The organism is Ornithinimicrobium cerasi (genome assembly GCF_003702705.1).
Taxonomy (GTDB): domain Bacteria; phylum Actinomycetota; class Actinomycetes; order Actinomycetales; family Dermatophilaceae; genus Ornithinicoccus; species Ornithinicoccus cerasi.
In genome coordinates this window covers 87905-109985 of sequence record NZ_QZMN01000015.1, presented here as the reverse complement: position 1 = coordinate 109985, position 22081 = coordinate 87905, and the positions used below count along the sequence as shown (strand labels likewise).

At 70.9% G+C, this 22081-nt stretch carries 18 protein-coding genes and 1 tRNA gene; 9 read left to right on the top strand and 10 right to left on the bottom strand.

The window, feature by feature from the left end:
• The first annotated feature begins 310 nt into the window (after positions 1-310).
• Positions 311-769, top strand: a complete 459-nt coding sequence (locus D4B81_RS18255; RefSeq protein WP_161965218.1) for a hypothetical protein — start codon at positions 311-313, stop codon at positions 767-769.
• Positions 770-805: 36 nt separating this feature from the next.
• On the opposite strand, the gene D4B81_RS16040 is transcribed toward D4B81_RS18255, so the two are convergent.
• Positions 806-1303 carry a VanZ family protein gene (locus D4B81_RS16040; protein ID WP_122263688.1) on the bottom strand — a complete coding sequence of 166 codons (498 nt, stop codon included), beginning with the start codon at positions 1301-1303 and terminating at the stop codon, positions 806-808.
• A 374-nt stretch (positions 1304-1677) separates the two neighbouring features.
• Between D4B81_RS16040 and D4B81_RS18250 the strand changes: the two genes are divergently transcribed.
• The 3 genes from D4B81_RS18250 to D4B81_RS16025 all read left to right on the top strand — a co-directional run bounded on the left by D4B81_RS18250 (position 1678) and on the right by D4B81_RS16025 (position 4088).
• On the top strand, positions 1678-2202 hold the full coding sequence (locus tag D4B81_RS18250) for an SH3 domain-containing protein (RefSeq protein WP_161965217.1): 525 nt from the start codon (positions 1678-1680) through the stop codon (positions 2200-2202).
• 207 nt (positions 2203-2409) lie between these two features.
• On the top strand, positions 2410-3357 hold the full coding sequence (locus D4B81_RS18245; protein WP_161965216.1) for a hypothetical protein: 948 nt from the start codon (positions 2410-2412) through the stop codon (positions 3355-3357).
• Positions 3358-3425: 68 nt separating this feature from the next.
• Entirely contained in the window at positions 3426-4088 is a 663-nt protein-coding gene (locus D4B81_RS16025) for a tetratricopeptide repeat protein (protein ID WP_122263685.1), read from the top strand.
• Positions 4089-4415: 327 nt separating this feature from the next.
• Here the strand turns inward: D4B81_RS16025 and D4B81_RS16020 are convergent, their stop codons facing one another.
• From D4B81_RS16020 to D4B81_RS19195, 4 genes are all read right to left on the bottom strand, one after another.
• Positions 4416-5540 carry a tyrosine-type recombinase/integrase gene (locus D4B81_RS16020; RefSeq protein WP_122263684.1) on the bottom strand — a complete coding sequence of 375 codons (1125 nt, stop codon included), beginning with the start codon at positions 5538-5540 and terminating at the stop codon, positions 4416-4418.
• 140 nt (positions 5541-5680) lie between these two features.
• Positions 5681-5753: transfer RNA gene (locus D4B81_RS16015), tRNA-Thr, on the bottom strand.
• 54 nt (positions 5754-5807) lie between these two features.
• Entirely contained in the window at positions 5808-7190 is a 1383-nt protein-coding gene (locus tag D4B81_RS16010) for a transglycosylase family protein (protein WP_122263683.1), read from the bottom strand.
• 215 nt (positions 7191-7405) lie between these two features.
• Positions 7406-9142, bottom strand: coding sequence for a serine/threonine-protein kinase (locus tag D4B81_RS19195; protein ID WP_122263682.1), 1737 nt, complete (start codon positions 9140-9142; stop codon positions 7406-7408).
• A gap of 109 nt (positions 9143-9251) precedes the next feature.
• Between D4B81_RS19195 and D4B81_RS16000 the strand changes: the two genes are divergently transcribed.
• The 3 genes from D4B81_RS16000 (at position 9252) to D4B81_RS15990 (ending at position 12207) form a co-directional block, all read left to right on the top strand.
• Positions 9252-10718: an alpha,alpha-trehalose-phosphate synthase (UDP-forming) gene (locus D4B81_RS16000; RefSeq protein WP_122263681.1), complete on the top strand. Its 1467-nt coding sequence runs from the start codon at positions 9252-9254 to the stop codon at positions 10716-10718.
• Entirely contained in the window at positions 10715-11506 is a 792-nt protein-coding gene (otsB, locus tag D4B81_RS15995) for a trehalose-phosphatase (protein ID WP_122263680.1), read from the top strand. The genes D4B81_RS16000 and otsB overlap by 4 nt, the downstream gene beginning before the upstream one ends.
• A 101-nt stretch (positions 11507-11607) precedes the next feature.
• Positions 11608-12207, top strand: a complete 600-nt coding sequence (locus D4B81_RS15990; protein ID WP_122263679.1) for a class I SAM-dependent methyltransferase — start codon at positions 11608-11610, stop codon at positions 12205-12207.
• A 9-nt stretch (positions 12208-12216) separates the two neighbouring features.
• Here D4B81_RS15990 and D4B81_RS15985 read toward each other — a convergent pair whose 3' ends face one another.
• From D4B81_RS15985 to D4B81_RS15965, 5 genes are all read right to left on the bottom strand, one after another.
• On the bottom strand, positions 12217-13263 hold the full coding sequence (locus D4B81_RS15985) for a LacI family DNA-binding transcriptional regulator (protein ID WP_122263678.1): 1047 nt from the start codon (positions 13261-13263) through the stop codon (positions 12217-12219).
• 2 nt (positions 13264-13265) lie between these two features.
• Positions 13266-15227 carry a glycoside hydrolase family 13 protein gene (locus D4B81_RS15980; protein ID WP_122263677.1) on the bottom strand — a complete coding sequence of 654 codons (1962 nt, stop codon included), beginning with the start codon at positions 15225-15227 and terminating at the stop codon, positions 13266-13268.
• Complete coding sequence (locus tag D4B81_RS15975) at positions 15224-16195, bottom strand: sugar ABC transporter permease (RefSeq protein WP_122263676.1); 972 nt, start codon at positions 16193-16195, stop codon at positions 15224-15226. The genes D4B81_RS15980 and D4B81_RS15975 overlap by 4 nt, the downstream gene beginning before the upstream one ends.
• 1 nt (position 16196) lies before the next feature.
• On the bottom strand, positions 16197-17840 hold the full coding sequence (locus tag D4B81_RS15970) for an ABC transporter permease subunit (protein WP_122263675.1): 1644 nt from the start codon (positions 17838-17840) through the stop codon (positions 16197-16199).
• Positions 17841-17990: 150 nt separating this feature from the next.
• Positions 17991-19328 carry a sugar ABC transporter substrate-binding protein gene (locus D4B81_RS15965; protein WP_122263674.1) on the bottom strand — a complete coding sequence of 446 codons (1338 nt, stop codon included), beginning with the start codon at positions 19326-19328 and terminating at the stop codon, positions 17991-17993.
• A gap of 316 nt (positions 19329-19644) precedes the next feature.
• On the opposite strand from D4B81_RS15965, the gene D4B81_RS15960 reads away from it, so the two are divergent.
• Together D4B81_RS15960 and D4B81_RS18240 are read left to right on the top strand one after the other, a co-directional pair.
• Positions 19645-20727 (top strand): ABC transporter ATP-binding protein, encoded by a 1083-nt coding sequence (locus D4B81_RS15960; protein WP_097188793.1) that lies wholly within the window; start codon positions 19645-19647, stop codon positions 20725-20727.
• A 240-nt stretch (positions 20728-20967) separates the two neighbouring features.
• Positions 20968-21993 carry a type IV toxin-antitoxin system AbiEi family antitoxin domain-containing protein gene (locus D4B81_RS18240; protein WP_161965215.1) on the top strand — a complete coding sequence of 342 codons (1026 nt, stop codon included), beginning with the start codon at positions 20968-20970 and terminating at the stop codon, positions 21991-21993.
• Positions 21994-22081: the final 88 nt, after the last annotated feature.

The following is a 22081-nucleotide window of genomic DNA, read 5'->3' as shown; positions in this document are numbered from 1 at the left end:
TCCGCCGGGCCGTCGAGCACGAGCTGTCCCGCCCCGCCTGAATCACCCACAGCAAGGCGCGACCTGCGGCAAAGTCGGACGAGCGCAGCCGTCCTCCACGCGGCATGGTCGGACGCTACGCGTTCACAGCGGCAGTACAGGATGTCCGGTAGGGAACTCCGGCGGGGACGCTGGCGTCCTACCTGGAGCCGACGCCGACCTGGAGCACACGATGCGAATGCACAGCACCGCTGGGATGATTCTGAGCCTTGGACTGATCCTGTCCGCCTGCGGCAGTGGCGAGTCGGAGAGAACAGAGGGCCCTCGAGGTGTGGATGCAGCTGCAGGCGAAACCGCTAGCAGCGAGCACGTAGCGCAAGACGAAGGCGGTCCACTGCCAGATGGTGGTGCGGCCGCTTGCGTCGAGTCCTACTCGCTCGACACACTCCAAAATCGCGGCTTCGCCTTCGATGGGATCGTCGTACGTCTGGGGCCGTCTGTCACTGACCGGGGTGATGACGGTGACCTGAACCTTGTGGGCGTCACGTTCCAAGTCCGTGAGTGGTTCGACGGTGGTGACGCGGACGAGGTCACGGTCGACCTGCAGGTAGTTGGCGAAGGGACCGCGGAGGAAGATCTGCCTTTCCGGGTCGGAACGCGCCTGCTTGTGAGCGGTGAAGCGCGGTGGGGAGGCGAACCGATGGACTCACCGATCGCGTGGGGGTGTGGGTTCACGCGGTACTACGACGAGGAGACCGCAAAGGCGTGGCATGAGAGCGCGACCCTGTAGAAGGGCACGACCGGCGGCAGATCCGTGCGGGTGGTTCTACCTCTTGAGCGCACGGACAGCTGCGGCGACCGCCAAGCCCGCCACGCCACCGGCCCAGTTGTTCGTGAGGTCGGTGGACTGGCAGCTGCGGCCGAGGGCAGGCAGCAGGTACTGGAGCCACTCGATGGCCAGCGGTCCAAGCAGAGTGATTCCTGCGCCGAGGACGAATTGCCGTCCTGGCAGTGCGGCTACGGCGATGCCGAGGAAGGCGAAGACCCAGACGTTGAGCGCGTCGTGGCTCAAGGAGAGCAGTTGGGTAGGAGGAGTTGGAGTCCAGTCCTCGAGAGCGCACCAGTTCGCGTCGAAGGAATCTCCGCTGGGAGTCAAGGTGATGAGTGCGATGACGAGGCAGACTCCCGAGAAGGCTGTCCAGCCGGCAAGGTCGCGCCTGCCCTGGCGAAGCAGCACGATTAGGGCCGCGCACCCGGTGGCAGCGATCAGCGCGATCCCGACGAGTGCCCAGGGCGGAACACTTCGGGCATAGGCAATCAGCATCGGTGGAGGATGGCACTAGATGATGCGGCAACGGGGCCGACACGCCGCCGCTCGGCAGGCGGCAAATCCGCGCGTCCGCGAGCCCCCGGGACGCTCAATTCTCCGGCCTCCGGCGCCGGCCTGGCGAGAGTGTCGTCCACGACTACGGTTTCTGAGGAAGGGCTCGGTCGCGGTGCAACATTGCCGACGCAGGGCACATATACCAGGTTAGGGCGCCGGGTATCAGCCAAGGGACTGACCCCAAGGCTCTCCGGCGATCCCCACCGAAGCCTAAGACCTGACCGTCACAGGAGGCAGCCGGCCAGGTATCAGGTCAGCTGCCGTCAGTTGGCCAGCTCATTCTGCACTGTACCGACATCCTGCAGGGGAAAGTCATGCCTTACGACCCCGCACTCGTTTCTTCCCAGCGTGCCCAGCGCCAGTCTCAGGACGCGATGAAGAGCTTCCAAAAGCACAACCGCCAGTACCAGGCGCGAATGAACCGCTCCTCTGAGTTGGGTGGGCGTCGCGCTGGTGCTCCCTCGTTGCCGAGAGACGCCGTCGAACCGGTGTACGCAGCCTCAAGAGCGGGCGCCCGGCGGTCGCGCACGGTCTTCACGGTTTTGGTTCTACTAGTGCTGCTCGTTGCCGCAGTATCATGGTCCATACGCGGCGAACTGCTCTACCACTGGGCAAAGATGTCCACGCAAGGCGTAGAGGCCACGATCGAAGGGACCGACGACTGGAACGTCCGGCCCGGTCCGAGCATGGGTTTCTCCCCGATCGGGCTCCTCCACCCCGGTGACCGAGTGATCGTCACCTGCTTGGAGTCGCCCTGGGCCCAGCTGCAGTTTCCGCACCATGGTGCCTTCGTCCATATCGACGGGCTCGCCCTCAAGGACCCCGCACGTTCGTGCTGACCGACGACCTCCTCTGGTGACCAAGCCCTGACCGCTCTCTAGCTGCGGAGAAGTGCCCTTAGGTCAACGCGATGACTAGGCGCCCGTGCGGGGTCTGCGACGCTGCTCTTCTCCGTGACCGGATCAGCTCGTCCGTTGCCCGCCACCTGCCACCAAGCGTATCGTCAAGTACACGCCCTATGGGCCCGAGCAAAGCCAGGTAAAGCAGTGTCGGACCACAGCCAGGACCTTGCTTACGCAAGGGAGAGATTCGCCGACGCGGCGGCGGACTACCAGGACGCCGTTGAAGACTTCGCCGCAGCCACGTCCACAGCGCTCAAAGGGCCTGAAGGCCCTTCCATCTCGCAGGTTGTCTCTCAAGCGGCCAGCGAGGTGAACGCGATGGGCGCAATGGCTGGGGCACTTGCGGCAAAGGCTGTCGCGGCATCCTCGCCCGCTGCGTCCATCGGCGGAGGCGCGCTAGCTGTTCTCACCGGTCCGGAGATTGCGGCAAGCGTGGCCGTCATTGGGGCGGCAACAGCCGTGATCGGTGCGTTCGCAGGTGTCTGGGCTGCCGAGGCTGCAGCACGCGAGGAGGCGAGCGCCAATGTCAACAAGGTGATGGAAGCGGTCGAACGAGTGCGAAGCGCCCACCGTGACTTGCAGCGGGAGGAGCGCCAGTTGGATCGACTCTTGGCTCGCGAGGGGGGCTCGCGCTTCTTTGGCCCGCCCGCGCCGGGAGTCCAGGTTGACTCGCGCGCTTACGGTCCGCCCGCGTTCCCGCAGCACGAAGGCGTCGGAGAGTCCGGGCCTCCCGCGTCGGATGCTCGCGCCGAAGATGCGGGCCAGCATGCGTCTTCCCCTGACCCCGACGAGGTCGACGACGCCAACGACCAAGCACCCCCCGACCCCGACGAGGTCGACGACGCCAACGACCAAGCACCCCCCGACCCCGACGAGGTCGACGACGCCAACGACCAAGCACCCCCCGACCCCGACGAGGTCGACGACGCCAACGACCAAGCACCCCCCGACCCCGACGAGGTCGACGACGCCAACGACCAAGCACCCCCCGACCCCGACGAGGTCGACGACGCCAACGACCAAGCACCCCCCGACCCCGACGAGGTCGACGACGCCAACGAGGCTGAAGATGCCGAAGAGGACGAAGCATGAAGCGGTTGCCGACAAGGCCCGAGTCAGCAGATCGACGCCCTCGGACTAAGGGATGAAAGGTCACAGTCATGGACGCTGACACGAAGGCTCATGTCCTCGCGTTGCTTGGTAGTGACCCGCGTATGGCGATTGCGATCAGCCAACCGCTCGCGCAGCACGACTCGCGTGCCGCTGTTCTCCTAGGACGAGCGCACTTACGCCTGAAGGACTACCTGGCGGCAGAAGCAGCGTTCGCTCGAGCACGCGAATTGGACGCAAACTACGTCGAGGCCGTCTGGTACTCAGGAGTGGTTGCCGAGCGGCAAGGCCGCCTGGCCGAGGCTCAAGGGTTATACCGGCGAGTGCTGGAAATGAATCCGCAATTCACCAAAGCACAGCAAAAGCTATCACTTGCAGATCCTCGTGACTCAGCGACCGCCTCGAGCAGCGCGAAAGGCCCACCGAGGACGAAGTTGTGGCTGCCTGAGATTGAGGAGATGACGCCCGAGTATGGCAAGCGCCTCCGGACGGCACGTCGCGCTGAACGTTCGGCCGACATCCTCGGCGTTACATGGTGGATGGCGGCAGTTCTAGGCGTTAGCATTGTTGCCGTACTCGCGTTCATGGTATGGGTCTTCTACACTGGGAGTACTAGTGCCAACAAGGCTGAGTTGAGACAGTGTGAGTTCATCGCTGAGCATTTCCCAGAAGATCTTACGCAGGGATGCTTGGATCTGCTGGGCGAACAATAGGGGACAACCCACTCCAGCCTTCGCCTGCGAACGAACGCGGCCCGGCTCGACACCTGCATCTCTCTGGCAGGTCCCATTGCAGCCGGTCGCGCCGACACCCTGCTCCAAGACTTTGAATTTTCAGCAGCCGGCAGAGCGGTCTGGCGGATGACTAACGCGTTGTCGGATCGGTGCGCGCGCTCATCCCCAACTACAGTTCTCCCACCACGGGTTCCAAGCGTCCGGACATCGACCGGGCGGCCGTCCGGCACGGCTCGGCAACGATCCGCTCATCGGCGGAGTCGCGATGTCACGCACTTCCTCGGTCCCCAACCTCCGCACCGCTGCTCATTCCTTGGGAGGGCGGGCGAGTTCGGAGAGCTTCGCTGCGATCTCGGCGTCGCGCCCTTGAGCTGCGTCCTGGTAGCGCAGCGCGGCGGCCACCGTCGAGTGCCCGAGACGTGCCTGCAGCTCGGCCAACGTGGCGCCGGTCATGGCGGCCATGGTCGCGCCGGTGTGCCGCAGGTCGTGGATCCTCAGGTCCTCGCGGCCGGCGGCTGCCCGAGCCTTACGCCAGGCGGTATGCAGCACCGTCGGCTGCAGATGGCGCTCGCGGTCGCGCATCGAGGGGAAGAGCAGGGCGCCCGCACTGGGTCCCACGTGCTTCTCCAGGTGCTCCTGCAAGAGGGGGAGGATGTGCGGCGGCACGCTGACCTCACGGGTGCCGGCGGCCGACTTTGGGGTGCCGACGATCGGCTGGCCCCGGACCCATGACACTGCCCGGGTGACCTTGACGACGCCGCGGTTCAGGTCGAGGTCGCTCCGGCGCAGCTCGAGCACCTCCCCCACCCGCAGCGCGCACCACGCGCACAGCATGACGAGCGCGCCGAGCTGGTCCGGCATCTCCCTCACGAGCACGTCCAGCTCGGCGACGGTCGCCGGACGGATCTCCTTCTTGGTCGGCGGGTTCGAGGCGGCTCGGACGCGGCACGGGTTGCTGGCGAGGAGCTCGTCGGTGACTGCGGTGGTCAGGATGGCCCGCAGCAGCGCGTAGGCGCGGGCGTTGACCGTCGGGTGGTCCGGAGACAGGCTGGCCCACCACCGGCGCACGAGGGCCGGCGTGAGGTCGGAGACCAGCAGGTCGCCGAACTCCGGCTCGAGGTAGCGCCGTAGCAGGTGCTCGTAGCCCTCCCGGGTCCGCGGTTTCAGGGACCGGTCGGCGAGCCACTGGCGGGCGTACTCCTCGAAGGTGGGTGGTGCCAGCCGCTCGGCGAGCTCCGCCCGCCGCTTCGGGGGGACCCAGCCGTCGCCGTTCACCAGGGCCCACTCCTTGGCGAGCCAGGCCTCGGCATCCACCTTGGCGGTGAAGGTGTGCGGAGCCGTGTGGCGTGCCAGGTCAGGCCCCACGTAGGTGGCCTGCCACCGCTTGGAGGGCAGCCGCCTCAGCGTTCCGAAGCCTCGTCTCGATGCCATCGCGTCCCCATTTCGTGCATCATACGTGCACTAAGGGTGCCACTTCGTGCCTACTTCTGGCAACGTGTGACCACGCCGCTCCAAGGCACACTAGCATCGTTTCCGCAGGCCAGAGGGGTGAAATCGCTGGTCAGGAGGAGAGCTGGCGAAGGGACTCGAACCCTCAACCACCTGTTTACAAGACAGGTGCGCTACCGATTGCGCCACGCCAGCACGCCGCCCGGCGCTAGCCGGACGGCCCGACGAGTCTAAGCGGTCAGCGGAGCCTCACCCGATGACGTTGGCATTCAGCCACTTCTGCAGCTCGACCAACGTCCGGTAGTTCATGTAGGTCGACCCGTCCCGCGTCATACCGATCCGGGTCTGCAGCGCCGCCTGCGAGGCCGGCCCCCAGTTGCCGTCCGCCGTCGTCCCGACCTCGGCCTGCAGCGCCCTGACGGTCGCCGTGTCCCAGCGTCCTGTCTCGGCCAGGCCGACCCACCGCTGGACCGCCCTGACCGTCGCCGGGCCGCGGCTGCCGTCCACCACCAGCGGCGCCATCGTGGACGCGGTCCCGCTCCCGCTGCTCGAGCCCGCCGGGGCGAGGATCGACCCGCTGATCCAGCCGCGCGCGTCGGCGAGCCGGACCCAACCGCCCTCGAGCGTGCCGCTCACCTTCGTCCCGTGCGCGGCTCCGCCGACCACCGCGTATGACGTGCCCGGCCCCGAGCGCACGTTGGCGCCCGCGGTCGCGGTGACGGTCCAGGACGTGGTGCTGCTGGGGGGCGGCGGGGCGGGGGCGGGTGCCGGGGCGGGCTGCGTCGTGGTCAGCGTGGACCCGCTGATCCACCCGCGACCGTCGGCCAGCCTCACCCAGCCGTTGGTCATCGAGCCGGTGATCTTCGTGCCGGTGGCCGCCGAGCCAACCACGGCGTAGCTCGTGCTCGGGCCGCTGCGGACGTTCGCGCCCGGCTGCGCCGCCACCCACCAGGTCCCCGTCGGCGCGGGCGCCGGGGCCGGGGCGGGCGCGGGTGCCGGGGCGGGCTGCGTCGTGGTCAGCGTGGACCCGCTGATCCAGCCGCGACCGTCCGCCAGCCTGACCCAGCCGTTGGTCATCGAGCCGGTGATCTTCGTGCCGGTGGCCGCCGAACCCACCACCGCATAGCTCGTGCTCGGGCCGCTGCGGACGTTCGCGCCCGGCTGCGCCGCCACCCACCAGGTCCCCGTCGGCGCGGGCGCCGGTGCGGGCGCCGGGGTGCCGCTGCCCGGGTAGGGCGCCGAGCCGTTCTCCATGGTCAGCCCGGCACGCACCGAGCAGACCGGCCAGGCGCCCGGGCCCTGCACCTTGAGCACCCGCTGCGCCACGGCGATCTGCTGCACCTTGGAGGCCTGGTGCGCGTAGGGCGCGAACTCGGCGCCCCCGAAGCTCGTCCAGGTCGGGTGCCAGAACTGCAGCCCGCCGTAGTAGCCGTTGCCGGTGTTGATGCTCCAGTTGCCGCTGGACTCGCAGTCGGCCACCCGGTCCCACACGTTGTCGCTCTCGGCGGCGGCCGCCGGCGGCGTCGCCACGCCGACCGTGGCGAGGGACGCCGCGCCGGCCAGCGCGGCATGACCTGCACGACGCAGGCCGGGCACGCGGGGTACGGAGCGGTGCTTGGCGGTGGTGGCCATCCGGCAGGTCCTTCCGAGGGACGATCAAGGATCTGCTCGTCCTGCGCCACCGGGACGAACGGGACAGGTGTGACGGATGGGACGAGCCCGACCACGGTAGGCGAGGGCGCCCCGCCCCCGCCAGCAGTTGTGACCAGCGTCACGCGTGTCGCTCCCCCACCCCATCGCGCACACCGGCCCCGGCATGCGCGACGACTTGCGGCTCCCGCCATCGCTCAGTACAGGTTCGGCACCAGGTCCCGAGGGTCGAAGTCAGGCCCGAGGGGCCACCACGACACCGGCCCGCCCTCCAGGGCACCCCAGCCCAGCAGCAGCCCACCACCGACCAGGCACAGCGTTCCCACGATCAGCGTCGGCGCCCCGCGCGGCACGACCCCGCGCAGCACCGTCCGCGAGCCCCGCCGCAGCGACGTCGACGCCAGCCCCCACCACGCGATCGCCGCCCCGACCGCCGAGCTCAGCGCCACCACCACCGGGTGGTCGGCCGCCATCCCCGGCACGACCTGGGTGCTCGACAGCACCCCCGCCCCCACGACCGCCATGATGGCCGCCAGCCCCGCGGCCAGCAGCAGCGACAGGGCCGTCGCCAGCACCGCCCACACGAGGTGCCACGGCGAGGTCACCACCAGCACCGGCACGTCGCTGCGCCGCCGCCCCGCCTCGTGCCGGCGCAGCACCAGGCTGGTCAGGCTCCGGTCGACGGTCCGCACCACCACACCCCATACCGCGAACAGCCCCCACGCCGCCAGCGGCGCCGTCGCCGCCAGCCCCACGAAGCCGACGAGCATCGCCAGCAACGTGCCGGTCCGCGAGCTCCGACCGAGCCGAGGGTCCGGGCCACCCCGCTCCCCCGGACCGGGCACGCCCACCGGCTGCAGCGGGTATGCCGTGGCTCCCGCGGGCGGCCCGCTCTCCTCGGCGCGGCGCACCACGGGCGGGGGCGGGAGGGGCTCCCGGCGGGGCTGCGACCGGACCGGCGCGACCCGCGTCCGCTCGGGCGCCCGGTGCACGCGGGTCACGTCCACGTCGGCCGCCGGCGCGCTGGACGGGACCTGCTCCGTCGCCGGCTCCAGCATCCAGGTCGGCAGCGCCCCGGTCACGTCCTCCCGCCGGGCGTAGCGCTCGAGCCCGTCCAGCACCTGCGCCTCGGTGGGCCGCCGCAGCGGGTCGGGGTCGAGCGCGGCGCGCAGGAGCGGCGCCAGCTGCGGGTCGACCCCCTCCAGCGAGAGCCGTCCGCGCAGCACCCGGTCGAGCACGACCGTCAGCGGTCCCCGGCCGAAGGGGGGCCGGCCGGACGCGGCATACGCGATCGTGGCGGCCCACCCCCACCAGTCCGTGGCCTCGCTCACCTCGCCTCCCTCGACCACCTCCGGGGAGAGGTAGCCCGGGGTCCCCATGACCATCCCGGTCATCGTCAGCCGCGCGTCGTCGGCGACCTGCGCGATGCCGAAGTCGATGACGACCGGGTCGTCGCCGACCATGAGCACGTTGCCGGGCTTGAGGTCACGGTGCACGATGCCGACGGCGTGGATCGCCCGCAGCGCCTGGCCGAGCCCGCGGCCGAGCCGCAGCAGCGCCTCGCCGCCCAGCGGGCCGCGCTCGTCGACGACCTGGTCCAGCGGCGGCCCGGGCACGTACTCCGTCACGATGTAGGGCGCCGGGCCGTCGACGTCGGCGTCGATGACCGCGGCCACCCGCGGGTGGTGCACCCGCGCCAGCGTGCTCACCTCCCGGCGTAGCCGCGTCCGGGCCTGCTCGTCGTGGGCGATGTGCTCGCGCAGCACCTTGATCGCCACGTCGCGGTCGCGCGGTCCGGTGGCGCGCCACACGACGCCCATCCCGCCCTCGCCGAGCCGCTCCCCCAGCTCGTAGTCGCCCAGGCGCCGGGGCAGCACGACCGGCACCGGGCGGGTCTGGTCGCCGCCGGGCGTGCGGGGCAGCTCGGTCGTCACGGGTTCCACGGTATGCCGTCTCCTGGCGCGGTGCGGGCAGGTCGCCCGGGCGGTCGTCGGTGTCGGGCCCTAGGGTGGGCGTCCAGGGATCAACGACCGAGAGGCCAGCATGGTTTCATCCGCCGCCCGCACCTTCGACCTCGTCATCGCCGCCAACCGCCTGCCGGTCGACCGCAGCGTCAGCCCGGACGGCACCGTCACCTGGCGGACCAGCCCCGGAGGCCTCGTGACCGCGATGGAGTCGGTGATGCACGAGCGGGAGGCGGCGTGGGTCGGGTGGGCCGGCTTCCCCGGTGAGGCCCCGGACCCCTTCGACGACGGCCTGCTGCGGCTGCACCCGGTCGGGCTCACCGCCGAGGACGTCACCGACTTCTACGAGGGGTTCAGCAACGACACCCTCTGGCCGCTCTACCACGACGTCATCGTCCCCCCGACCTACCACCGCTCCTGGTGGCACGCCTACCGCCGGGTCAACGAGAAGTTCACCGAGGCCGTGGCCGAGGTCGCCGCCGAGGGGGCGACGGTCTGGGTGCACGACTACCAGCTGCAGCTGGTGCCGGCGATGCTGCGCGACCGCCGGCCCGACCTGCGCATCGGCTGGTTCAACCACATCCCCTTCCCCCCGGTCGAGCTCTTCGCCCAGCTGCCCTGGCGGGCCATGCTGCTCCGCGGCCTCCTGGGCGCCGACTTCCTGGGCTTCCAGCGCCCCGACGACGCCCGCAACTTCCTGCGCGGGTGCCGCTCGGTCCTCGGCGCCAGCGTCAAGGGCGACGTCGTCACCTGGCAGGGGGCCGACGACGGTCGCCTCGGCGCCGGCCGGCGGGTCGCCCGCGCAGGGTCGGTCCCCATCTCCATCGACGCCGAGGGCTTCCGGAAGCTGGCCGACAGCCCCGGCGTGCGGGCCCGGGCGACCGAGATCCGGGCCTCGCTCGGAAACCCCGAGGTGGTGCTCCTCGGCGTCGACCGGCTCGACTACACCAAGGGCATCCGGCACCGGTTGCGCGCCATCGAGGAGCTGCTGGCCGACGGCGAGATCGCCCCGCCGCAGGTCACCTTCGTCCAGGTCGCCACGCCCAGCCGCGAACGCGTCGAGGCCTACCGCACCCTGCGCGAGCAGATCGAGGCGACCGTCGGGCGCATCAACGGCGACTTCTCCCACCTCGGCGACACGGCCGTCCACTACCTGCACCAGTCCTACGGCCGGGAGGAGATGGCGGCGCTCTTCAAGGTGGCCGACGTCATGCTCGTCACGCCGCTGCGCGACGGCATGAACCTCGTCGCCAAGGAGTACGTCACCGCCCGCCACGACGGCGGCGGCGCCCTGGTCCTGTCGGAGTTCACCGGTGCCGCGGAGGAGATGCGCTCGGCCTACCTGTGCAACCCGCACGACATCGCCGGCCTGAAGGAGACGATCCTGCGGGCGATCCGCGACGACCCGGCGCTCAAGCGGCGCCGGATGGCCTCCCTGCGCCGCCGGGTGCGCCGGCACGACGTCCAGACCTGGGCCGAGGCCTTCCTCACCGCCCTCGACGCGGCACCCGGCAAGCCCGCCGTCCGCAAGGAGGTCTCCTCATGACTCTCGACCCCGACCTGCGCGCCGCCGTCGAGGCCTTCGCCGCCCTGCCGACGGTCCTCGTCGCCACCGACTTCGACGGGGCGCTCGCCCCCCTCGTCCTCGACCCGATGGACTCACGCCCGGTCGAGGGAGGTATGCCGGCACTCACCGCGCTCGCCGCGCTCCCGGGCACCACGGTCGCCCTGGTCTCCGGGCGGGCCGTGGGGCCGCTGCGGCAGCTGTCGGGGGCCCGGGAGCCGATCCTCCTCCTGGGCAGCCACGGGGCCGAGGACTCCCGGCGGCCCGACGGGCTGGCCCTCTCCGACGAGCAGCGGGCGCTGCTGCAGCGCCTCCAGGACGACCTCGCCGCGCTCGTCGACGAGCACCCCGGCGTGCGGATCGAGGACAAGCCCGCCGGACGGGTCGTCCACACCCGGGGGCTCGACCCCGGGGCGAGCTCCGCCGCCCTGGAGGCGGCCCTCGCCCTCGGCGCACGGCATACCGACCTGGCGGTGACCCCCGGCAAGGAGGTCGTCGAGCTCGCCGTGGCGCACGTCGGCAAGGGCGTGGCGCTCGTGGCGCTGGCGCGGGAGCTGGGCGTCGACGCGGTGTTCTACTCCGGCGACGACGTCACCGACGAGCAGGGGTTCGAGGCGCTGGCCGACGACCGGGACCGCGAGCGCGCCGCCCGACGGCTCACCGTCCGTGTCGGCCCGGGCGCGACGACGGCTCAGCACCGCGTCGCGGACGAGCCGGCCCTCGTCGAGGTGTTCCGGGCCATGGTGCGCGCACGCCGGACGTCCGGCTGAGGCTCGCGACCGCCGCAAGAGACGAGTGGCGCGGAACGGGTGACCACGCAAGGGTCGCGACAGGCCTGGACGGGGAGGGAGGACGGGAGGACCATGAGGAGGTGGTCGACTACCGGTGGTTCTACCGGCTGGGCCTGCGACCGTGGGAGCGCTACCCCCAGGTCGCCGCGCGCGGCATCGACGAGCGGCTCGGGCGCGAGAGCGACGAGCACGGGACCCCTCCCGGCCGTGTCCTCGACGTGGGCTGCGGACGTGGCGTCTACGCGCCCGGGCTCGTGCGGCAGGGGTGGGACTACGTCGGCGTCGACGTCGTGCCGAGGGCCGTCGAGCAGGCGGGACGACGTGGGCCGGACGGTGCCACCTTCCGGGTGGCCGACGCGACCGACCTCCCCGCGGACCTGGGGACGTTCGACCTGTTCCTCGACGTCGGGTGCTTCCAGGGGCTGGCCGAGGAGGGACGCCGCGGGGAGGCGGCCAGCATCACCCGGCTCGCGCGACCCGGCGCGACGCTGCTGATGATGCAGTTCCAGCCGGTGCGCATCCTGTGGTTCGCCGGCGGCGTCTCCCCGGAGGACGTGACGACGGCGTTCGCCGGCTGGCGGGTCCTGGATGTCGAGCCCGCGACCACGGCCGGACTGGGATGGCCGATGAGCCGGACGTCGCCGACCTGGTACCGGCTGGAGTGGCCGCGGGCCGCGTGACGGATCCCCTCAGCCCGCGGGCGCGACCGTCGACTGACGCAGGATGAGCTCGGGGGCGAAGAGGTACTCCCGGTGCTCGACCGGCTCCCCCGCGATCTCCTCGAGGACGGCCGTCGCCGCGGCCTCGGCCATGCCGTTGACATCCATCCGCACCGTGGTGAGCGGCGGGTCCACGAAGGCCATGAACGGCACGTCGTCCCCACCGATCACCGACAGGTCGTGCGGGACCCGCAGCCCCAGCTGGCGCGCGGACCGAAGGACCCCGAGCGCCATCACGTCCGAGCCCGCGACGATCGCCGTAGCGCCCGCCTCGATCAGCTGGAGCGCGGCCGCGGCGCCGCCCTCGACCGTGAACAGCGTGGTGCAGATCATCTCGTCGACGTCGACCCCGGGCACGCCCTGCATCGCCGCCCGGAAACCGGCGATGCGCCGCTGCACCGGGATGTAGCGGGGCGGTCCCGTGGCGAAGCCGATCCGGGTGTGGCCGAGCTCGCGCAGGTGGCTCACCGCCACCTTCATGGACGCCACGTCGTCGTGCGAGATGAAGGTCGCGTCGACCCCCTCGCGGTAACCGTTGATGAGCGCGATCGGCAGCCCGCGGCGCCGCAGCTCGACATACCGGTCGATGCTGGCGCGCGTGTCGGCGTGGAAACCGCTAACGAAGACGATGCCCGAGACCCCCCGGGCCAGGAGCATCTGGACGTACTCGTCCTCGTGGACCCCGCCGGGCGTCTGGGTGCACAGCACCGGGGTGTAGCCCGCGGCCGCCAGCTGCGTCTCGACGATCTGGGCGAACATCGGGAAGACCGGGTTGGTCAGCTCGGGGACGACGAGGCCGATGAGCCCGGCGCTGCTGCGCTGGAGCTTGCTGGGCCGCTCGTAGCCGAGGACGTCCAGCGCGGTGAGCACGGCCTGGCGCGTGCTCGCCGCCACCCCGGAGCGGTCGTTGAGGACCCGGCTGACCGTGGCCTCGCTCACCCCGGCGTAGGAGGCGAGGTCCGCGAGCCGGCCCCGGGTGCCGCCGCCGGTGGAGGTGCTGCGTGCGTCGACTCCCACCCTCACCACCCGCCCCGGTAGTCCTCGGGGACCGGCTCCCAGGCGGGCGCCCGGGTCGGCCAGCTCCACACGTCATACCCCGTTGCCTCGGCGTGGACGAGGAGCCGGTCGCCCTCGAGGCGGACCCCGTCACCGGCGAGGGGACGCGCGTCCGCAGCCCCGGGGAGGTCCACCAGCTCCAGCGGTATGGCGTCGTGCGCGGCCCGTGCGACGTGCACGAGGACCGTCTCGTCCGGGTGCTCGCGGAGGAAGACCATCGCGTCGTCGTGCGCGTGCAGCCAGCGGATCCCGCCGGCCGTGAGGGCGGGCGAGGCGCGGCGCAGGCGGATCAGCTCGCGGTAGGTGTCGAGCAGGTCCTCGTCCCACCGGCCGCCGGGGACGCCCCGGTCCGCCCAGGGCATCGGCCGGCGCCCGTCCTCGCCGAAGTCGCCGGGCATGCCGACCTCGTCGCCGTAGGTGATCATCGGGATGCCCGGGGAGGTCAGCAGCAGCGCGGCGGCGACCCGCACCTGCCCCGGGTCGTCGCCGACGAGCGTGCGCACGCGGGTGGTGTCGTGCGAGCCCACGAGCGTCATGCTGTGGACGAGCGAACGCCACGGCACGATCGCGGAGAACTCGCGGATGGTCTCGACCACGAGGTCCGCCCCGAGCCGCGGCACCCGCAACGGGCTGCCCAGGAACTTGGGCGCGAAGCCCGGTGCCCGCAGCCAGGTCCAGGCCGGCCGGGTGAAGCCGGAGTAGTTCATCACGCCGTGCCAGCCGTCGCCGGTCACGTCGGCGCTGTGGTCGTGGGTGTGCTCGGCGACGACGAGCCCGGTGCCGCCGGTGGCGCGGTCGACCGCCGCCCTCGTCTCCCGGGCCACCTGGTGCGCGAGGTCGACGTCGCGGTAGCGGCCGGTCATGTTGGCCACGTCCACGCGCCACGCGTCAAGGCCGTGCCCGGGGCCGAGCCAGCGCTCGACCACCGAGTCCGGCCCGTCGGTGAGGGCCGAACGGACCGCCGGGTTGGCGTGGTCCAGCTTGGGCAGGCTCTCCACGCCCAGCCACCGGACCCAGTCGCCCGGGTGGTCGGGGTCCCGGACGTACCAGTCCCCCGCCGGGCCCTGGGGGTCGGCCTGGGCAGCCAGGAACCACTCGTGCTCGTCGCCGGTGTGGTTGGTGGTGATGTCGCCCATGACGAGGAGGCCGCGCTCGTGCGCCGCCTCCTGGAGGCGGACCAGCGCCTCGTCCCCGCCGAGCAGCGGGTCGACGCGGTCGAAGGTGGTCGCGTCGTAGCGGTGGTTGGAGCGGGCGGGGAAGACGGGGGTGAGGTAGAGCACGGTCACGCCGAGCTCGACGAGGTGATCCAGGTGCTCGCGCACGCCGTCGAGGGTGCCGCCGTAGACCTGGGCCGGCCCACGGTCCTTGCCGGTGTCGAGAGGGTCGTCCCAGGCTGCGGCGGTGGCCCAGCCGGGGAGGTCGGTCCGCGGGCCGCCGGGGTCGCCGTCGGGCTCGGCGGCGGCGTCCCGGGCGAACCGGTCGGGGAAGACCTGGTAGACCACCGCCCCGGTCGCCCACGCCGGCGGGGCCGGGTGGGCGACCAGCCGGAAGTCGGCGGCGTCGGGGACGTCCCGCGCGTGCAGGCCGGCGCCGTTGAGCCACCGGTATGCCGCAGGGCGCCTGATCGGGTCCTCCTCGCCGCTGACCTCGTGGTCGCCGGCGGCGTCGAGCAGGAACCGGTAGTTCGTCACCGGGTTGTGGCAGGTGATCTCCGCCTGCCACCACGTCTCGGTGTCGTCCTCGTGCACCACCCGGGCGTCGGAGAAGAACTGCTCGCCGTCCGGCGTCGTCCGCACGTGGACGCCGGTCACCCGGGCCGCGCGCGGGACCCGCACGCGGACCGAGACGACCGACCCCAGGGTGGGGGCCTGCTGCGAGACGTGGAGCGGCGACCCGTCGTGATGGGGCTCGCCCGCCGCGATCACTTCACGGAGCCCGTGGTCATGCCACCGATCAGCTGCTTCTGCAGGAGGAGGTAGGTGATGACGACCGGCAACGAGGCCAGCAGCGCACCGGCGACGAACTGGCCGAAGTAGCGGTTCTGGTCAGCGTTGCGGGTGGCCCACAGGCCCACCGCGAGGGTCTGGTTGTCCGAGCTGCTCAGGAACACGCTGGCCAGCAGGAACTCGCCCCAGAGGCCGACGAAGGCCAGCATGGCGACCGTCGCCAGGATCGGGCGGACCAGCGGCAGGATGATCGTGAAGAAGACCCGGGCGTGGCTGGCGCCGTCGAGCTTGGCCGCCTCGTCCAGCTCCTTGGGGATCGTGTCGAAGTAGCCCTTGAAGAGCCAGATGTTGCCGCCCATCGCCCCGCCCAGGTAGACGAGGAGCAGGCCCCAGATCGTGTTCAGGCCGATGCCCGGCAGGACGACGCCGACGTTGGCGAAGGTGATGTAGAGCGCGACGAAGGCCAGGACCGCCGGGAACATCTGCACGAGCAGGATGAAGAGCAGGCCGAAGCGCCGGCCGGTCCACCGCAGGCGCGAGAACGCGTAGGCCGCGGCGGCCCCGAGCACGAGGGTCCCGGCCGTGGCGACGACGCAGATGATGAGCGAGTTGCGGTACCACGTCCAGTACGGACGCGCGGGGTCGCTGAGCAGCGCGTCGAAGTTGCGCAGGCCGGGCCGCGTCGGCAGCAGCCCGGAGGTGGACAGCGTCCCCGCGTTGTTGAAGGCCGAGGAGACGATGAAGATGATCGGGAAGAGCGCGAACGCGAGGGCCAGCAGGGCCAGGGCGTGCCGCCACCAGACGGCGCGGAAGGACCCGCGGCGTGACTTCGTGGTCACCTCGTAGACCTTGGAGGCCTTGGTGTCGAGGGCGCCGTCCGTGCCACGGTCGGAGCCGTGGGCGTCGACCGCGCCGAGGGTGGGGTCGTTGCTTCCGGGCATTGTCATGTCAGTTCACGTCCTCGAGGGCCTTGGTCTGGCGGAAGCCGATGTAGCTGATCACGGCCACCAGGAAGAAGATGATGACGGAGATCGCGGACGCGAACCCGAAGTTCGGGGTCACCCCGCCCAGGGCCAGCCGGTAGGCCAGCGTGATGAGCAGGTCGGTGGAGCCGATCTGGGCCTGGCCGCCGACGAAGGGACCGCCCTCGGTGAGCAGGAAGATCAGACCGAAGTTGTTGAAGTTGAACGCGAACGAGGCGATCATCAGCGGCCCGACCGCGACGAGCAGCAGCGGCATGATCACCGAGCGGATGGTGCGGATGGGGCCGGCCCCGTCGATGGCCGCCGCCTCGCGCACGTCGCCGGGGATGGCCTGCAGGGCACCCGTGCAGACGATGAACCAGTAGGGGAAGCCCAGCCACAGGTTGGTGAGCAGCACGGCTGTTCGAGCCCAGTTGGGGTCGCCGAGCCAGTTGATGTTCATCCCGAAGATGTTGTTGATCAGGCCGAACTCCTGGTTGAACATCGAGGCCCACACCAGGGCCGTCACGTAGACGGGCAGGGCGTAGGGGAGGATCAGCAGCGAGCGGTAGATCGCTTTCCCCCTGAGCCTCTCGTCGTTCATCAGCAACGCGATCGCCATACCCAGGAGGAAGGTGCTCGCGACGGTGAACGCGGCGAAGAAGACGTTCCAGATGAAGATCTTCGTCAGGCCGTCCCTCAGCGTCGGGTTGGTGAAGGCGTCGGTGTAGTTCTCGAAACCGACGTTCTCGCGCCAGCCCTGCGGCAGCGCTCCCCCCTCCCCGCCCTCGGGGACCCACTGGGCGTCCTGGGGCGTGTAGACGGTCCCGGTCACCTGGTCGGTGATGGTGTCGGTCTCCGGGTCGTGCACCCGGGTGGGCTGGCCGACGAACGCCTCGGACAGGCCGACCTGCTTGATCCCGCCGGTCGCCTCCCCCGCGTCGTTGAGCACCGGGACCGCGAAGTCGGCCAGGTCCGCGGACCGGGCGTTGACCTCCTGGGGCGTCAGGATGGTCCATCCCGGGGCCGAGATGATGCGGCCGGTGGGGCCGGCCTCGACGCCCTCCGGCGCCAGGGGCTCCAGCCCGTCGAGCGTCCCGACGAAGAACTCACCGTCCGGGTTCGTCAGGAGGTAGGCGATGTCGCCGGTGGCGACATCGGCCCCCTCGGGCACCGCGAGGTTGAGCGCGTAGCGGAAGGAGCCCTCCACCTCACGGACCGAGTTGGCCTCGATCGAGGCGATCGACTCCTCCTTGGTGAAGAGGTGCCCCGCGCCGTAGTTGGTGAAGGACATGCTCACCGTGTACAGGAGCGGCCAGATCTGCAGGGCGAGCATCAGCACGACGCCGGGCAGGAGGTACTTGGCCGGGACGGCGCGGCGCGTGGCGTAGACCGCCAGGACGCAGATGCCGACGAAGGCGGTGAGGCTGACCATCAGCCAGTGCCCCGCCTCGATCAGCTGCTGGGCGACATACCCCAGGACGACGAGGGTCAGGAGGATGAGACCCCACTTGACGACCTGGACCCACAGCGGTGTGCGCTGGCCGAACTCGAGGTGGTCCTCGTCCGAGGGCCTCAGGCTGCGCAGGGCCGCGTTCGCCTCGTCACGGGTGGGGGGAGCTTGGGACATCGTCGTCTCCAGTGGGTCGGGCCGGGACACCGGCGTCCGGGAGGTGGTGGTCTACGACTGCCTGCGGGGGTGGGGCTGGGGGGGTTCGGGTCGGCCCGGCGACGGGACTGCGGTCGCCGGGCCGACCCGGACGGTCTTCTCAGACCGTCGTCACTCGATGTTGCCGACGATCTCCTCCTGAGCAGCCGTGAGGCGCTCTGCGGCGTCGTCGCCGCCCACGATGTCGGCGGTCGCCTGGCCCAGCGGGCCCCAGACGGCGTTCATCGCGGGGATGTTCGGCATCGGGGAGGCGCCCTCACCGGCGGCCGACCAGGCCTCGATGTCCGCGTCGTCGGCGGAGACGGTCTCCAGGGCCGAGATCAGCGCCGGGGGACGCTGGCCGGCCTCGAAGAGCGCGAGCTGCATCTCCTCGTTGGTGACGTAGGTGTTGACGAACTCCTGCGCGAGGGTCGGGTTCGCGGCCTTCGCGGAGACGTAGAACATCTGCACGCCGAGGAACGGGATCGTCGTGCCACCGTCCTCGAAGTCCGGGATCGGGTCGACCGCGTACTCGATCTCGGCGCCCTGCACGTTCGGGATGGCCCACGGGCCGGCGACCATGTAGGGGGTGCGGCCCTCGGCGAACAGCGACTCCATCGTCGGGAAGTCGATGTTGACGTTGAGCGCACCCTCCTCGGCCAGCCAGGCGATCTTCTCGCCACCCTGGATCGTCTCCTCTGAGCCGACGATGACGTTGTTGGGGTCCCAGCCACCGTCCTCGTTGGTGCCGAAGATACCGCCGCCGTAGGCGGACAGGTAGGGGAACGCGTGGTAGGCGTCGCCCTGCTGGCCCACGGGGGTCACCATGACCTGGTCGGCGTCGCCGGCGTCGACCAGCTCCTTGCCGGTCGCGACGAGCTCCTCCATGGACGCCGGGGCGTCGGGGGCCAGCGCGGTGTTGCGGATGAGGCCCAGGGACTCGGTGGCGTAGGGGACGCCGTAGATCTGGCCGTCGTACTTGGTGGCCTCGAGGGAGTCCTCGGTGAAGAGGGCCTGGGTGTCGGCCGACATCTGGACCGGGGAGACGATGCCGTCCTGGACGAACTCACCCAGCCAGTCGTGGGCACCCACGACGATGTCCGGGCCCTGGTCGACGTTGGTGGCGTCCTTGAACTGCTGGCGCACGTCGGTGGCGACCTGCACCTGCGTGGTGATGCCGTACTCCTCGCCGAACTGCTCGGCCCACTCCGTGAGGATGGGGGCTCGGACGTCGTCGGACCAGATGACCAGCTCGGCGTTCGCGTCGCGGACGGGGGGCTCGGTGCTCGCGGCCTCGTCAGCCGGAGCCTCCTCCTCCTCGGTCTCCTCGGCGGCGGCGTCGCCGGTCTCCGAGTCGGTGTCGTCGCTGGTCGCGGCGGGGGTGGCGGGGGTGTCGGTGTCTCCACCGCAGGCGGACAGCAGCAGGGCGGCGGCGCTGACGACCGCGACTGCCCCAGAGGTGCGCTTCATGCGTTCTCCTTCGAACCGTTGGTGCGCGGGACGGCCCGTGGAGAGCCACGTCGCCCGGGCTGACACCCGGCTCTGAAGACGCCGGATGTCGGGGTGTGGGATCAGTATGCAGACCCGGACCACCCTTTTGCAAGATCTTGCAACAGATGAACCGCGGTGTCTGCTAGCGTGACTTTCGTCACCGGCAACGGCGCCCGGGCACGCCATACCCCTGTCGCCGACGTCGACCGACGCAGCACCCCCCGTCGGCGCCCGCCTGCGGGGCATCCTTTACGACGGATCGTCCGGCACGTACCTGCCGGTGAAGGAGCAGAACATGGCAACAGTGACGTTCGACCAGGCCACGCGCATCTACCCCGGCGCTGACAGCCCCTCGGTCGACAAGCTGAACATCGAGATCGCCGACGGGGAGTTCCTCGTCCTCGTGGGTCCCTCCGGCTGCGGCAAGTCCACCTCGCTGCGCATGCTCGCGGGCCTGGAGGAGGTGAACGGCGGCCGCATCCTCATCGGCGACCGCGACGTCACCCACATGCCCCCCAAGGACCGCGACGTGGCGATGGTGTTCCAGAACTACGCGCTCTACCCGCACATGACCGTCGCCGACAACATGGGCTTCGCCCTGAAGATCGCCGGCAAGTCCAAGTCGGACATCCGCCAGCGGGTGGAGGAGGCCGCCAAGATCCTCGACCTGGAGGCCTACCTCGAGCGCAAGCCGAAGGCCCTCTCCGGTGGTCAGCGCCAGCGTGTCGCCATGGGCCGCGCCATCGTGCGTCAGCCGCAGGTCTTCCTCATGGACGAGCCGCTGTCCAACCTCGACGCCAAGCTGCGCGTCCAGACCCGCACCCAGATCGCCTCGCTGCAGCGGCGTCTGGGCGTCACCACCGTCTACGTCACGCACGACCAGGTCGAGGCGATGACGATGGGCGACCGGGTGGCGGTGCTCAAGGACGGCATCCTCCAGCAGTGCGACGCCCCACGGCACATGTACGACCACCCGAACAACGTCTTCGTCGCCGGCTTCATCGGCTCCCCCGCCATGAACCTCATGACGGTGCCGGTCGCCGACGGCGGCATCAAGCTCGGTGACTACACGCAGCCGATCGAGCGGGAGATCCTGGCCAAGGGCGGCAAGGAGGTCGTGCTCGGCGTCCGTCCCGAGGACCTGGAGATGTCCGACTCCGGTCGTGGCCTGCCGATCGAGATCGACGTCGTCGAGGAGCTCGGCGCCGACGCGTACATCTACGGCGAGCTGCCCGGCAGCGGCCCGACCGACAAGCCGTTCATCGCGCGCGTCGACGGCCGCGTCCCGCCGAAGAAGGGCGAGATCGTGCACTTCCAGCCCAAGGGCGAGCACCTGCACCTCTTCAACCTCGAGACCGGCGAGCGCATCAGCGGCTGACCGGGAGGGTCCGCCCGGACCCGCGCACGCACCAGGAGGGCCGGTGGCGACACCGGCCCTCCCCCTTTCCACCGAGACCACGGTGTGCCGCCCCCCTCTCCCACCGAGGCCACGGTGTGCTCCCCGTCTCCCCCACCGAGCCCACGGTGTGCACGTCCCGGGCCAAGGTCATACCCCGGTTGTCCACAGGTTTGAGCAATCGGTCAGCGGCGAGGCGGGGCGAACGGCCACGGTATGTCCATGGCCCTGGACCTTCCCCGCACTGCTTTCACCTACCGGCAGGCGCTGTCCAGGGGGCTGAGCCGTGCGGAGCTCGGGCAGGCTCTGAGGGCAGGTGACGTCCACCGGGAGGCACGCGGCGTCTACGCCCCGACCCTGACCCTCGACGGCACGGGCGCCTCCTGGGACCTCCTGCGCGCGGATCACCTGCACAGGCTGCATGTTGCGCTGCAACGCTTCCCGGGCGCGGTGGCCAGCCACACCAGCGCGGCGGTCTTCCATGGCCTCGAGATCGTGATCGCCGCCGGGTCGCCCGTGGAGCTCACCGTTGTCGATCGCAGCCCCAAGTCGAGGCGTCACGAGGGTCTCGTCATCCACCACGCGGACTCCTCCGCGACGCCGATCGTGGCGGTCGAGACGATCCGCACCACGACGCTGCCACGGACGGTCGCCGACGTCCTGCGCACGAGGCGGCCACCGTACGCCGTCGCCATGACCGATCGGGCGGTCGCCCGCGGCCTCGTGACCCTCGACGCGGTGCGCGAGGAGCTGGACCGGCAGGTACGGTGGCGGGGCCGGCCTCAGGCGCGGGAGTCGCTGAAGCTCGTTGATCCGGTGCGAGAGAGCTGGCTCGAGAGCTACTCCTTCGTCACCTTCCATGCTCGCGGGCACCCGATGCCGCTTCCGCAGGTCGAGGTCTACGACGAGCACTTCGCCTTCGTCGGGCGCGTGGACGGCTTGTGGCCGGGCCAGCGCACCTTCGGCGAGGCGGACGGGCAGGGCAAGTACTTCCTGGACGACGGCTCCGCGCTCGACGACGAGGAGCGGGCAAGGTCGAAGCTGTACGCGGAGGCCGCGCGGCACCGTCGACTGGAGGCGCTAGGGCTCGTCGGCGTGCGGTGGACCGGTTCGGAGATCCGGACGGCGCCGGACGCGGTGGTGAGACGGGTCCGGGAGGGGATGCACCGAGGGGCGGGTATGACGTTCCGCGGCTGGGTGCGCTGGCGCGGGCGGTTCGTGCGGCTCGCTGCTCTGCCGCAGGGCTGAGGACGCACACCGAGGGCTCGGTGGGGTGAGGGGAGCGCACACCGAGGGCTCGGTGGGGTGGACGGCCAGCACACCGTGGGCCTGGTCG